Source organism: Blastococcus sp. KM273129 (assembly GCF_021698995.1).
Classification (GTDB): Bacteria; Actinomycetota; Actinomycetes; order Mycobacteriales; family Geodermatophilaceae; genus Blastococcus.
On the sequence record NZ_SSXB01000093.1, the window covers coordinates 1 to 13,974 of the forward strand.

A 13,974-nucleotide genomic window follows, 5' to 3' on the forward strand; every position below is an offset into this window, starting at 1 on the left:
CCGCAGGACCCCGGGCCCGCCCCGTGATCGCCCCGAGCCTGGTCGTGGCGGTGCCGCTCGCCGCGCTCCTGCTCACCACCGTGCTCCAGACCCGACGCGCGGAGCGGACCGTCGCGGCCGGTGGCGCCGTCGCCACCGCCACGGCGGTCAGCGCGGTCGTCCTCGCTCCGCGGCCCACGGGAACGCCCACCGAGCTGCTCGGCGGGTGGGAGGTGCCGCTGGGCATTCCCCTGGCCGTGGACGGGCTGTCCGCCGTGCTGCTGGGCATGACCGCGGTCGTCGGCCTGGCCGTGACCGCCTACGCGATCGCCGAGCGGCGGACGGGGGCCTTCTGGCCGCTGTGGTTCGGGGTGTGGGTCGCGCTCAACGTCATCTACGTCGCGGCCGACGTCTTCACCGTCTACGTCGGCTTCGAGGTGCTCGCACTGTCCGCGGTCGGGCTCGTCGCGCTGGCCGGCGGCGTCGCGCTGCGGGCCGCCCTTCGCTACCTGTTCGTCGCGGTTCTCGGGTCCCTGCTCTACCTGCTGGCGGTCGCCCTGCTCTACACCGACCGGGGAACGCTCGCTTTCACCACGCTGTCGGAGACGGCCGGGTCGGCTCCGGTCGCGGCTGTGGCGCTGGCCCTGGTGACCGTCGGCATGATGCTCAAGTGCGCGCTGCTGCCGCTGCACGGCTGGCTGCCCGACGCCCACGGCGGCGCTCCGGCGCCGGTCAGCCCGGTGCTGTCCGCATTGGTGGTCAAGGGCGCGCTGTTCGTCCTGGTGAAGTTCTGGTTCACGCTGCTCCCCGGAACCGGTGGGGTCACCGCGGCGGGGCTGCTCGGCGGGTTCGGCGCGCTGGCCACGGTGTGGGGCGCGTGGATGGCGTGGCGGCAGGAACGGCTCAAGCTCGTGGTGGCCTACTCCACCATCGCCCAGATCGGGCAGCTGTTCCTGATCTTTCCCCTGGCCACACCCGTCGGCGACGCTGACCCCGGCGGGTTGCCCACGGCCTGGACAGGAGCGCTCACCCTCCTGGTGGCCCACGGCCTGGCCAAGGCGGCGATGTTCCTGGCCGCGGGTGCGCTGGCGGCCGGTCACGGCAGTGATCGGCTCTTGACCATGGCGGGGGCCAGCGCGCGACAGCCCGTGGCAGTGGCGGCGTTCGCCCTCGCCGGTCTGAGCCTCGCCGGCCTGCCACCCAGCCTCGGTTTCACCGGAAAGTTCCTGCTGCTGGAGTCCAGCGTGCAGACGGGCCGCTGGTACTGGGCCGTGCCGGTCGTCGTCGGCGGGCTGATCTCCGCCGCCTACGTGATGCGCGTCGTCGGGCTGACCTTCGACCGCAGCCCCACCGACGCTCCGCACGGCGCCCGCCCGGCGACGTGGAGCCGTGAGGTGCCGGCGGTCGTCCTCGCCGCGCTCGTCGTGGTACTCGGTCTGACCGGTGCCGGCGTGCCCGATCGCATCGCCGAGTCCACCCCGTCGACGGCCGCGGCGTCGATGACCGGCAGCGGAGCGGATCGGTGACCTTCGGCGGGTTGGTACCGCTGGCCCTGCTCGCCACGTCGCTGGTCACCGCGCTGGTCATCTTTCCGCTCGGTGAGGAGCGGCACCGCGCGCGGACCGTGGTCAACCTGGTCGGCGCGACGCTGAAGGTCGCGATCGTGGTCGCGGTCTTCGAGCCGGTGCTCGGCGGTGCGCAGTTCGCCTGGACCTCACCGCTGGCGCCCGGGGTCGACCTGGTCCTGCGGTTCGACGAGCTGTCCCTGCTGTTCATCGCCTTGTCGGCGGCCCTGTGGCTGCTCACCACGGTGTACGCGATCGGTTACCTGGAGGACTCCCCGCACCGCAGTCGGTTCTTCGGGTTCTTCTGCCTCTGCGTGACGAGCACGGTCGGCATCTCCCTGGCCGGCAACCTGGTGACGCTCCTGATCTTCTACGAGCTCCTCACGGTGGTCACCTATCCGCTGGTGGCGCACCGTGGCACCCCGCAGGCCTTGGCGGGGGCGCGGACGTACCTCCGGTACACGATCGGCGGCGGCGCCGTGCTGCTGGTCGGGGTGGCGTGGCTGACCGCTCTCGGGGCCGGCGGCACCTTCGAGCCCGGCGGCACCGCCGCCGTGGCCGCGCTGGCCGCCTCGGAGCCGCTGGTCATGCAAGTCGTGTTCCTGTTGCTCGTCGGCGGCTTCGCGGTGAAGGCGGCGGTCTTCCCGTTGCACGGCTGGCTGCCCCGGGCCATGGTGGCGCCGGCCCCCGTGAGCGCTCTCCTCCACGCGGTCGCGGTGGTGAAGGCCGGCGCGTTCGGCATCGTCCGGGTGGTCCACGATGTCTACGGCCCGGCCGTGGCCGACCGCCTGGGCGTGCTCCTGCCCCTGGGGGTGATGGCAGGGATCACGATCGTCTACGGGTCGGTCCGGGCCCTGACCCAGGACGACCTCAAGCGCCGGCTGGCCTACTCCACCGTCAGCCAGGTGTCCTACATCGTGCTGGGCATGGCGCTGGTGGGCGCGGTGAGCACGACTGCGGCGGTCGCTCATCTCGTGCACCAGGGCCTGATGAAGATCACCCTGTTCTTCTGCGCGGGGGCCCTCGCCGAGACCCTCGGCCTGCACCGGGTCTCCGAGCTGCGCGGGGTGGGCCGGCGGATGCCGATGACCATGGCAGCCTTCACCGTCGGCGCGCTGGGGATGATCGGCGTGCCGCCGGTGGCGGGGTTCGTGACCAAGTACTACCTCGGTGTGGGCGCGCTCTCGGCCGGCCAGCCGTGGGTGATCGGCGTGCTGGTCGTGAGCACGCTGCTCAACGCGGCCTACTTCCTCCCGATCGTCGTCGCGGCCTGGTGGCGCCCACCGGAGGCCGGGGTGGCCTGGGCGGGGCGGCCCCGACCGCGCCGTGAGGGCTCGTGGCTGCTCGTGATTCCGCTGGTCGTGTCCGCGGTCGCCTCGCTGGCCGCGGGGCTCTTCGCCGGGGCGTGGTGGAGCCCGCTGGCGCTGGCGGTGGAGATCGCCGAGCGGGGTGGCGGATGACCTCGCTGTGGACGACCTGGCTGTGGGTGGCCGCGCTCGCCGCGCCCTTGGCCCTGGCCGCTCTCCTGCTGCCGGCGGTGACGCGGGCCGCGGCCGTGCGGTGGTCACCCTTGGCCTGCCTGCCGGCCGGGCTGCTGGCCCTCGCCGGGCCGGCGGACGGCCTCTCCGTCCCCTGGCTGCTGCTCGGCGTGAGGCTGGATCTGGACGACGTCTCCCGGCCGCTGCTCGGCGTGACGGCCCTGCTCTACGCGGTGGCGCTGGCCGTGTCGCCGGCGGAGCGGGCCGGGGACCGGCGGCTGCCGGCCTTTCTCGCGGTGTTCCTGGTGGCCTACACCGGTAACGTCACCCTGCTCATCGCCGCCGACATCGTCACCTTCTACGTCGGCTTCGCCGTCATGTCGCTGACCGCCTACGGGCTGGTCGTGCACTTCCGGACCGACCGGGCGATGCGCGCCGGCCGCGTCTACCTCGGATTGGCCCTCGTCGGCGAGGTGTTGTTGCTCAGCGGACTGATGGCCGCGGCGGCGGCCGCCGGAACCGATATGGCAGCGGTCCGCGAGGCGCTGGGCGACAGGGCGAATCTGCCGGCGGCGGCGCTTGTCGTGGCCGGCCTCGGCGTCAAGGCGGGATTGGTGCCGCTGCACGGCTGGCTGCCCGTGGCCCACCCGGCCGCGCCGGTGCCCGCCAGCGCGGTCCTGTCCGGGGCAATGGTGAAGGCCGGCCTGGTGGGGTGGCTGCATCTGCTGCCGATCGGAACACACAGCCTGCCCGAGCTGGGCTCCTGGCTCGTGGCGCTCGGGCTGGTCGGCATCTTCGGTGCGGTCGCCCTCGGCCTTCTGCAGGACGAGCCGAAGGTCCAGCTCGCCTACTCGACGGTCAGCCAGATGGGCTATCTGGCGGTAACAGTGGGGGCCGGGCTGCGCGAGGCGTCGGTCGGGGCCGCCGCGGTCACCGTGGCCGTCGTCTACGCGGTTGCTCACGGCACGGCCAAGGCGGCGCTGTTCCTCTCCATACCGGTCGTCCAGGCTGCTGCGCCGGGCGCCCGGCGATGGATCGCGCTCGGCGGGGCGGGCGTGGCCGGGTTCGCACTCGCCGGCCTTCCACCGCTCAACGGCTTCGTGGCCAAGTACGGCCTGAAGGATCTGGCTGCCGCGGCGGGAGTGTCCGAGGTCGTGTTGTCCCTCGGAGCCGCCGGCACCGTATTGCTGATGGCCCGGTTCTGGCTCGCCCTGGCCGCCGGCGACAGTGTCCCGCGACCGTGGAGCGTCCTGCAGAGCGGATGGCTCGTCCTGCTCCTGGCCGGTCCGGCCGGGGTATGGGCGCTGACCGCGGCGGGCCCGGCGGTGGACGTGTCCACGACCGTGGCCAGCGTGTGGGCGGGGGTCTGGCCGGTGCTGCTCGGCCTCGTTCTGGTGGTACTGGCGGTGCGTGGGGCCGCCCGGTGGCCGCTGCGCCGGTCAGCGCGGCCGCCGGCCGGTGACGTCGTCGTCGTCCTGGAGCCCGCTGCGGTGGGGGCGCTGCGTGCCCTGGACGAGGCCGGCCGCCTGCCGGGGCGAGCGGTCCAGGCCGTCGTCACCATCGCCGGACACGCCGCGTCCCGGTGGCCCGGGGGAGCCGCAGAGCTCCTGCGCCTGCCGGGCTGGCAGTCGGTGGGGCCGCTCGCCGTGGTCGTCCTGGTGGTGCTCGCGGGGGTGCTGCTGTGGTGACCGCGCCGGTGTGGTGGGTGGCCGAGTCCGTGGGCCGTGGCGTCGCCCTGGCGGCGCTGTGGTGGATCGTGAGCGAGGGCAGCACGCTGGTCGGCCCGGAACTGGCGGTCCTGGTCGTCGCGACCGCCACGGCCGCCAGCCTGTGGGTGTCGCCACCGCGTCCGCGCCGCCCGCCCCACCCACTGCGGCTCGCCGGCGCTCTGGGCTGGTTCCTCCTCGCCTGCGTCCGCGAGGGCAGCCGTGTCGCCGCGCGCGCGTTGCGACCCGGGCCTCCGGTCGAATCGGTGGTGGTGGTCCACCGACTACGGCACCCCGACCGCCCCGACCTGGCGATCCTGCTGGCCGACGTGATCAGCGTGCTCCCCGGAACGCTCGTGCTCCGCATCGACGACGACGCGCTGCTGGTCCACGTCCTCGACCGCGACCGGCTCGACCTCGCCGACCTCGCGGCGACCGAGCGGCGGCTGGCCGCTCTCGTCGGCAGTCGTGCGACCGCGCTGGAGTCGTAGACCGGCGCAGGCGACAGCCCCTTGCATGCGAACCTTGTTTCACGTAACATTTTTCCGACAGAGTGACGACTGTCGGTCCCGCTTCCCGCCCGACGGTTTCCCTGAGGTCCCTGCAGTGCAGTTCGGAGCACGGCGCCAGCCCGGTCCCACCGATGGTCCTCGTCGGACAGCTGCACTACCCGTCGAGCCAGGAGCACCACCGGCGACCACGATCTGATCGGAGGAATCGCCATGGACAGGCTCTCGCAACAGAGTGGCCCCCCGACCGTGGACCCGTCGTGCGAGCCGGCTGCGGCCGGGCCCGCACGGTCGCCCGCCGCGCGCTTCGCCAACCTCCCCGAGATGCTGGCCGCGACCGTCGCCGAGCACGCCGGCGCGACGGCGTTCACCACCTGCCTGCCCAACGGCATGAACGGCAGCCTCACCTTCGCCGAGGTCGACTGGGCCGCGGACGAGTTCGCCGCCTACCTCCGCGAGGAGCTCGGCCTGGCGGCGGGTGACCGAGTGGCGGTGCAGATGCCCAACTGCCTGGCCTATCCGGTCGTGGCCTTCGGCGTCCTCAAGGCCGGTTGCGTGCTGGTGAACACCAATCCGCTGTACACCACACCGGAGCTGCAGCGGCAGGACGCCGACGCCGAGGTGGCCGCCGTCGTCGTGGTGGACATGTTCGCCGACCGACTGACCCCGGCGCTGCCCGCGCTGGGCAATCCCCCGGTGGTGCTCGTGCGCGTCCCGGAGTTCTTCCCCGGCTACGTGGCGGGGATCGTCCGGCTCGTCCAGCGGTACTGGCAGCGCGCGCTGCCCGCGGTGCCCTACGCCGCCACGCCGCTGGAGGAGGCACTCCGCCGGGGCTCCGCGCGGCTCGTCGACGGCAACACCCGTCGGTACTGGCAGGACCTGCGCCCCGACGACCTCGCCGTGCTGCAGTACACCGGCGGCACCACCGGGGTGAGCAAGGGCGCCATGCTCACCCACGGCAATCTGCTGGCCAACTGCGAGCAGATGCTCGGGTTCGTCGGCGACGCGGTGCGCCCCGGCCGGGAGCGGGTGCTGACCGCGCTGCCGCTCTATCACATCTTCGCCTTCACGGTGAACCTGCTGGCGTTCTACCGCCGCGGGGCGCACAACGTGCTCATCCCCTCCCCACGGCCGCTGAGCAATCTCAAACGGGCGCTGGAGAACCAGCCGATCACCTGGATCACCGGGGTGAACACTCTCTTCGACGGCCTGTGCCGGGAGCGGTGGTTCGTCGACCACCCGCCGGCGTCGCTGCGGGCCGCGGTCGCCGGCGGCATGGCCTTGCACACCACGGTGGCGCAGCGGTGGGAGGAGGTGACCGGTGTCCCGGTGGTCGAGGGCTACGGGCTCACCGAGGCCTCCCCGGTGCTGACCTTCAATCCGCTGGACGGGCGCGCGAAGCCGGGCACGGTGGGTGTGCCTATGCCGGGCACGGTGCTGCGCTGCGCCGACGACTCCGGACGGACGGTCCCGGACGGCGAGTTCGGGGAGCTGTGCGCACGCGGTCCGCAGGTGATGGCCGGCTACTGGCGCCTGCCGGAGGAGACCGCCACGGCGCTGCGGAACGGCGAGTTACGCACCGGCGACGTGGCGGTCATCGACGGCGACGGCTACGTGCGCCTCGTGGACCGGAAGAAGGACCTGATCCTGGTCAGCGGTTTCAACGTCTATCCGACGGAGGTGGAGGAGGCGCTCACCGCGCATCCCGGCATCCGAGAGGCTGCGGTCATCGGCGTGCCGGCCGGTGCGTCCGGGGAGCGGGTGCGCGCGGTCGTCGTCCGCACCGATCCGGCGCTGACACCGGCGCAGGTCCGAGCGTGGGCGGCCGAGCGGCTGGCCGCGTACAAGGTGCCCCGCGAGGTGGTGTTCGCCGCCGATCTCCCCAAGTCGCCGATCGGCAAGGTCCTGCGCAAGGACGTACGGGCGGCCCAGGTCGACGTGTCGGTACCCGCCGTGCGGGCCGGGGGCTGACGACGATGGTCGGCCCGTTCGAGCAGGCCATGCTCACGGCCATCCTGGGGGTGGTGATGCTCGGCATGGGCGCGGCGATGACCTTCCGCGACCTCGGCGACGAGGTGCGCCGCCCCCGGTACCCGCTTCTGGCGGTGGCCGGTCAGTTCACGATCATGCCGCTCATCGCCTTCACCCTCGCCTGGCTGCTGGAGCTCTCGCCGACCCAGGCGATCGGCCTGCTCATCGTCGGGTGCATGCCCGGCGGGACGACGTCGAACCTCTACACCTACTTCGCCAAGGCCAATCTGGCGCTCAGCGTGGTCGTCACCATCGCCACCACGCTGGCCGCGGTCGTGCTCACCCCGCTGGCCCTGCTGCTCTACGGCGGCGCGCTGGCCGAGGGCATCGAGGTACCGACGGCGAACGTCGTGGCCAGCCTGGCGTTGCTCGTCCTCCCGGTGCTGCTGGGTCTGTGGATCCGCCGGCGTACCGCCAACGTCGGGGCCACCCTCGAGCTGGTCGGCAGCGTGCTCGGTGTGCTGTTCATCGTGCTGCTGCTGGTGACGTGGGTGCCGCGCAACTGGCAACTGCTCGGCGAGTCGCCCTGGGAGGTGTATGCCGCGGCGATCGGGCTGCCGGTACTGGGCATGGCCGCCGCCTACGGCTACGCGAAGCTGCTCCGCATGCGGGTGCCCGACCGGCGGACGTTGGCACTGGAGATCGGCATCGTCAACGGACCGCTGGCGATCACCATCGTGCTGCTGTCGTTCACCGGCGCCGTGGAACAAGAGGTGCTCCTGCTGCCGGCGCTCTACTCGCTGTTCGTGGTGATCACCGCGACGTTCGTGACGATCGGCTTCCGCCGGGCGCACGACCGCGGCCAGCAGAGGATCCCCGAGCTGCTGTGAGCCGCCTTCTCCGAGTCCCGGGCAGGCGCGAGCGATCCCATCGGTCCCCGTCGTCCGGGGCGCTGGACCAGCTGGCCGGCGCCACTCCGGACACGCGCGACCGGATGGTGGATGCCGCCCGGGCGTTCAGCATCGTCGTCGTCACCGTGTGGCACTGGACGCTGTCGGTCATCCACCGCACCGCCGAGGACGGCCTGGCGATGCCCAATCCCATCGACGCCGTCCCCGGCGGCTGGCTGGCCACCTGGGTGCTGCAGATCATGCCCGTCTTCTTCCTGGTCGGCGGCTACGCCAACCTCGCCGGCTGGGAGCGCGCGCAGGCGTCCGGGAGCTCCAGTGCGGCGTTCGTCGGCGTCCGGCTGCGCCGGCTGCTCACCCCCACCCTCCTCTGGGTCGCGGTGTGGCTGGCCGCGGAACTGGTCGCGGCGCTGCTGCCCGGCCCACACCGCTGGATCTGGGAATGGTTCCCCGGATTCCTGGTGCCGCTGTGGTTCCTCGGCGTGTACGGATTGCTGATCGTCGCCGTGCCGGTCACCGCGAAGGTGCATGCCCGTGTCGGCGTCGGGGCGCTGGCCGGGCTGGCCGGCCTGATCGCCGTGGGCGACGTCCTGCACCGCGCCGCGGACGTGGCCTGGGCCGCCTGGGTGACCACAGCGGCGGTGTGGCTGTTCTGCCACCAGCTGGGCTACTTCTGGCGCACCCACCGGCTCGGCGCCCGCCCGCTAGGACAGCGGCTCGGGGTCGCCGCGGTGGGTTTGGCCGTCCTGGTCGCCCTGACGATGATCGCCGGCTACCCCCGACCGATGGTGGCGACGGTAGGTGAGCCCGAGTCGAACATGTTCCCCACGACCGCCGCGATCGCGGCGCTCGCCGTCTTCCAGCTCGGCCTGCTGGCGCTGCTCACGCCGGCTGCCGGCAGGCTGCTGCGCCGCGCGGCCGTGTGGAAGCTCGTCGTGTCACTCAACCTCGTGGCCATCACGGTGTTCCTCTGGCACATGACCGCGCTCCTCGTCGTCGTGCTCGCCTACGAGGGCCTCGGTCACACCCTCCTGTCGCAGCCCACCGGCGAATGGTGGGGACAGCGGTGGTTGTGGCTGCTCGCGCCCGCGATCGTTCTCGGGGCCCTCGTGGCCGCCTTCGGCCGGGTCGAGATCGCGGCGCGCCGTCCCCGTCGATGGATCCGGTGACGTTGTCCGTGCCCGGCCCAGCCGTACGGGACGACAGCTGGTGCTGACGGCGACGTGGCGCCTGGGTCATGGGGCAGACCTCCGGAACGGGGTGGCGGTCGTCTGACGTCGCCGCTCTCACCGGATCAGCGGGTGAACCACCAGGCGAGCACACCACCGAGGGCCACGTAGCCGACGGTGAGGGGCAGCGTCCGGCGCAGCACGTCGCCCTCCTGGCGGCTCAGGCCGACCGTCGCCGCCGCGGCCACCACGTTGTGCGGGCAGATGATGTTGCCGACCGCCGCGCCGAAGCCCTGCGCGCCCAGCAGCGGGAGCACGGGTCGCCCCTGCTCTTCCGCGGTGGCCTCCTGGAAGTCGGTGAACAGGATGTTCGATGCGGTCGCCGAGCCGGTCACGAAGGTGCCCAGCGCCCCCACCGCCGGCGCCAGCAGCGGCCAGCCGACGCCGACGCCGGCCGCGGCTGACGCCAGTTCGTCGGTCATCCCGGACTGCGACATCGTCCGCGCAATGGTCACCATCGCGATCAACGCGACGACGACGGGCAGGAGCATCCGGTTGGTGTCGCCGACCGCCCGGCGGATGTCGGCACCCGACGCGCGCTGCGCCAGCGCGCCGGCGGCGAAGGCCAGCGGCAGCAGCAGTCCCGGGTGGTACAGCGGCCGCACGCTGCCGGTGAAGGCACCGAAGAGTTCCCAGTCGGCGACGATCTCGAACAGCGCGTCGCGCACGGGCGGCACCAGTCGGGTGACCAGCACGACGGAGATCAGCGCGAGATAGGGGGCGGCCGCGCGCGGCAATCCCATCGCCGGCGCGGAGGGCACTGACTGCCCGCCCTGCTCGTACCCGTCCCTGTCGGAGCGAGCAAGCCGGACCACGGCGAGGAACACCAGCCCACCGAGCAGGGCAGCCCCGATGGTGGGCAGTTCCGGGCCGACGAAGCGACCGAGCAGCCAATAGGGCGCGAAGAACGCGGCGGCGGCCAGTGCACCCCACGCCCACGGGGCCGGCCGACCCGGAACGGCCCGACCGATGACGAGCACCACGGCGGCGGCCAGCACCCAGCCGAGCAGGGCGTGGTACGGCACGGTTGCGCGGGCGATCTCTCCCCCGGTGAATCCCGTGGCGGCGACCTGGGCGACCACCGGGGTACCGAGCGCCCCGAAGGAGACGCCGGAGGCGTGGCCGATGAGCGCCGCGGTCACCGCAGAGAGCGGGCGGAAGCCGGCCGCGACGAGGAACGGGGCGGCCAGGGCCACCGGCGTGCCGAATCCGGCGGCTCCCTCGAGGAACAGCGAGAAGAACCAGGCCAGGAGCAGCGCCGCGACCCGCGGGTCCGGCGTCAGCCGGGTCAGACCCGCGCGCAGCGCATCGGTCGCCCCGGTGCGTTGCTGCAGGTGGTGGATGGCGAGGGCCGGCCCGATGATCGCGACCACGGTCAGCGTCAGGAAGCCGGCCTCGGCCAGCAGCCCCAGCGTGCCGAGCAGCGGTGTATAGGAAGCGTCGGGACCGCCGAAGCCGAAGGCCAGCAGAGCCAGGGCGAGGGTGCCGACGGCGGCCAGCAGCCCGGCCCGCACCGCCGACCAGCGCAGACCGACCATCAGGGTGAGCACGGCCGCGATGGGCGCGGCCGCCAGCGCCGCCCGCACGCCGTCGTCCCCGGTCCTGCCGCGAACCGGTCAGGAGGCCGTCGGCAGCACCCGGTGCAGGTGCCCGCCGCGCTCGAAGGCGGTGATGTTGTCGACGGTCGTGGCCGCGATGTTCGCCAGCGCCTCGGCGGTGAAGAACGCCTGGTGCCCGGTGATCACCACGTTGGGGAAGGTGAGCAGGCGGGCGAAGACGTCATCGCTGACCACCCGGTCGGAGAGGTCCTCGAAGAACAGCTCGGCCTCTTCCTCGTAGACGTCCAGCCCGAGGTGCCCGATCTTCCCGGTCTTCAGCCCGGCGATCACCGCGGCAGTGTCCACGAGCGCGCCGCGGCTGGTGTTCACGATCATGACGCCGCTGCGCATCTGCCCCACCGCTTCGGCGTCGACCAGGTGGAAGGTGTCGGCCGTCAGCGGGCAGTGCAGGGACACGACGTCGGACTCGGCGAACAGCCGCGGCAGGTCCACGTACTCGACGCCCCGTCGGGCGCACTCCGCATCGGGCGCGGGGTCCGCGGCGATCACCCGGCACCCGAAACCGAGCATGATCCGGGCGAAGACCGCGCCGATCTGCCCGGTGCCCACGATCCCGACCGTCCGGGTGTTCAGATCGAAGCCCAGCAGGCCGGTCAGCGCGAAGTTGTTCTCACGCACCCGGTTGTACGCCCGGTGGATCTTGCGGTTGAGGGTCAGCACGAGACCGACCGTGTGCTCGGCCACGGCGTGCGGCGAGTAGCCCGGCACCCGGGCGACCGTGAGACACAGGCGTACCGCCGTGGCCAGGTCGACGTGGTTGAAACCGGCGGACCGCAGGGCCACCAGGCGGACCCCGGACTCGTACAGCCGTTCCAGCACGGCCGCGCTCAGGTCGTCGTTGACGAACGCGCAGACCGCCTCGCTGCCGGTGGCCAGCGGCGCGGTCGCGGGCGACAGCCGGGGCTCGAGGAAGACCAGTTCGTGCCCGTGACCGGCGTTGGCCGCGGTCAGCGACTCGACGTCGTAGGGCTTGGCGCTGAAGACGGACACACGCATGGCCGGCACCGTATCGGCGCGTGCCTGCGACCGCACCGACTCCCGCAGCAAGCATGGCCCGCGCATGGCCCACCCCGACGACCGCGCCGCAGCGGCTGAACGTCCGGTCGGAGCACCACGGCACTGCTCGAAGCCACTCCGCCTCGGCTGCTGCCCACCGATCAGCCGACTCGCCCCCGTGAACAACCCGCCCCATCGCACCACGTGGCTGGGTTCACCGGTCACCGTTCACCGGATTACCGGACGCAGGACCTGTATTTACGAAGCATTTTTCGCTAAAATGATTCCTGAAGTTGGAGGGAGGCGATGGATCGCTCCGTCCGCCCGGAGGCCGCCACCTACAACAGGGGGCCGGACCACCCCCATCGAGCGCCGTCCGAGCGCTCCGGAGAAGGGGACCACGCCAGTGGGAGCTACCCGCCCATCGATCCGCACGATCGCCGAGCACACACCCGAGAGCCGCGACCGCGTCGTCGACCTGCTGCGCGCGGTCGCCATCCTCACGGTGGTCCTCGGGCACTGGATGGCGGTCGTCATCGTCGTGCGAGACGGGGAGCTCACCGGCTCCAATGCGCTGGGGCTGTGGCCGCCCGCGGAGTGGCTCTCCTGGCTCGTGCAGGTCATGCCACTGTTCTTCCTCGTGGGGGGCTACGCGGGCATGGCGTCCTGGCAGTCCGCCCGCGACCGCGGGCGCCCTCCGCTGGGCTGGTTGGCGGACCGGCTGAACCGCCTGCTGCGACCGACGACGGTGTTTCTGGCCGTCCTGATCGGCGGCATCGCCGTCGGCCGGTTCGTGATCGACGACGAGTTCGTCGCCATGGCCGCCTGGGTGGCAGCCATCCCGCTGTGGTTCCTCGCGGTCTACGTCGCCGTCGTGGCCAGCACCCCGCTGCTGGTCGCCGCCTCGGAACGGTGGGGCCTGGGCGCGCCCCTCGCGCTGGGCGCCGCCGTGCTGGCGGTCGACGTCCTCCGGCTGACCGCCGGCACGCCCTGGATGGGCGCTCTCAACTTCCTGCTGGTCTGGATGTGCCTCTACACCCTTGGAGTGAGCTGGCGAGCGGGCACTCTGCTGGCCCACCCCTGGACACCGGCCGCCCTGCTCGTCGGCGGGGGACTACTGGCGGCCGGACTGGTCGCCCTGGGGCCCTATCCGCTGTCGATGGTCGGCGTCCCCGGCGAGGCGTTCCAGAACACCGCCCCTCCCTCGCTCGCACTGCTCGCCTACGGGGTCGCCCAGGCCGGAGCGGTCCTGCTGGCGAGGGGCCCGCTGGGCAGGCTGGCACGCCGTCGCCCGGTGTGGACGGCGACGGCAGCGGTGAACGCCACGGTGCTCACGCTCTACCTGTGGCACATGGTGCCGATCCTGGTGGCCGCGCCGGCCCTGTACCTCAGCGGCATACTCCCCGACCCCGAGCCACTGTCGGCCGATTGGTTCGCAGTGCGCCCACTCTGGGTGCTCGCCTGCGCGGTCGTCCTCCTGGTCCTGGTCGTGATTTTCGGCCGCGTCGAGCGACCAGGCCGGCGGCTCCTGGAGACACCAGCCCCGGCGACACCTCCGCGCGTGGCCAGGGCCGCGCTCGGCGTCGCCTCGATCTGCGCCGGATTGGCGCTGCTCACGGCGTCCGGCGTCCAACACGTCTCGCGGCCGGAGACCCTCGCCGCGACTGCACTCCTGTACGGCTTCGGGCTCGTGGTGGTCGCCCAGGCCGTTCGCCCTCGAAGAGATACGAAGCTTGTTTCGTGATTGATCTTGCGGTATTCTGAGTGAGGCCGCTGGCTTGGACCGGCGAGCGACCGGAAGGGGGAACCTCCGATGTCGGACCTGCTCCCCTGGCTGGCACTGGCCGTGTGGTGCGCGGCGCTGGCGCTGCGCGTACACCCGCGGACGCGGCGGTGGGCTCCCCGCGGCATCGCCGGCAGGGCCGCGCGCCGAAGGAGTGAGCCGTCGGGCGGCACACCAGCTCGGTCGATGTCCGGCCTCGGCGAGCCCGCCCCCTTCCCCACACTCCCGATC

The 13,974-nt window shown here is 72.6% G+C and carries 10 protein-coding genes; 8 read left to right on the forward strand and 2 right to left on the reverse strand.

Annotated features, from left to right (window positions below):
• Positions 1–23 precede the first annotated feature (23 nt).
• The 7 genes from E9565_RS19220 (at position 24) to E9565_RS19250 (ending at position 9,285) form a co-directional block, all read left to right on the forward strand.
• Complete coding sequence (locus E9565_RS19220; RefSeq protein WP_236836491.1) at positions 24–1,505, forward strand: proton-conducting transporter membrane subunit; 1,482 nt, start codon at positions 24–26, stop codon at positions 1,503–1,505.
• Positions 1,502–3,004, forward strand: a complete 1,503-nt coding sequence (locus E9565_RS19225; RefSeq protein WP_236836493.1) for a proton-conducting transporter membrane subunit — start codon at positions 1,502–1,504, stop codon at positions 3,002–3,004. Before E9565_RS19220 ends, E9565_RS19225 begins: the two co-directional genes overlap by 4 nt.
• The gene (locus E9565_RS19230; protein WP_051515465.1) at positions 3,001–4,710 is read left to right on the forward strand and encodes a complex I subunit 5 family protein; all 1,710 of its coding nucleotides are present in this window, start codon (positions 3,001–3,003) and stop codon (positions 4,708–4,710) included. Before E9565_RS19225 ends, E9565_RS19230 begins: the two co-directional genes overlap by 4 nt.
• The gene (locus E9565_RS19235) at positions 4,707–5,219 is read left to right on the forward strand and encodes a Na+/H+ antiporter subunit E (protein ID WP_236836494.1); all 513 of its coding nucleotides are present in this window, start codon (positions 4,707–4,709) and stop codon (positions 5,217–5,219) included. Before E9565_RS19230 ends, E9565_RS19235 begins: the two co-directional genes overlap by 4 nt.
• Before the next feature lie 342 nt (positions 5,220–5,561).
• On the forward strand, positions 5,562–7,208 hold the full coding sequence (locus E9565_RS19240; RefSeq protein WP_236836495.1) for a long-chain fatty acid--CoA ligase: 1,647 nt from the start codon (positions 5,562–5,564) through the stop codon (positions 7,206–7,208).
• Positions 7,209–7,213: 5 nt separating this feature from the next.
• Positions 7,214–8,098 (forward strand): bile acid:sodium symporter family protein, encoded by an 885-nt coding sequence (locus E9565_RS19245; RefSeq protein ID WP_236836497.1) that lies wholly within the window; start codon positions 7,214–7,216, stop codon positions 8,096–8,098.
• A 104-nt stretch (positions 8,099–8,202) separates the two neighbouring features.
• Positions 8,203–9,285 carry an acyltransferase family protein gene (locus E9565_RS19250; RefSeq protein WP_236836499.1) on the forward strand — a complete coding sequence of 361 codons (1,083 nt, stop codon included), beginning with the start codon at positions 8,203–8,205 and terminating at the stop codon, positions 9,283–9,285.
• 125 nt (positions 9,286–9,410) lie between these two features.
• On the opposite strand, the gene E9565_RS19255 is transcribed toward E9565_RS19250, so the two are convergent.
• Together E9565_RS19255 and E9565_RS19260 are read right to left on the reverse strand one after the other, a co-directional pair.
• Entirely contained in the window at positions 9,411–10,931 is a 1,521-nt protein-coding gene (locus E9565_RS19255; RefSeq protein WP_236836501.1) for an L-lactate permease, read from the reverse strand.
• Positions 10,932–10,961: 30 nt separating this feature from the next.
• Complete coding sequence (locus E9565_RS19260; RefSeq protein ID WP_236836502.1) at positions 10,962–11,960, reverse strand: 2-hydroxyacid dehydrogenase; 999 nt, start codon at positions 11,958–11,960, stop codon at positions 10,962–10,964.
• Positions 11,961–12,366: 406 nt separating this feature from the next.
• Here E9565_RS19260 and E9565_RS19265 point away from each other — a divergent pair, with 406 nt between their 5' ends.
• Entirely contained in the window at positions 12,367–13,704 is a 1,338-nt protein-coding gene (locus E9565_RS19265) for an acyltransferase (RefSeq protein ID WP_236836504.1), read from the forward strand.
• Positions 13,705–13,974: the final 270 nt, after the last annotated feature.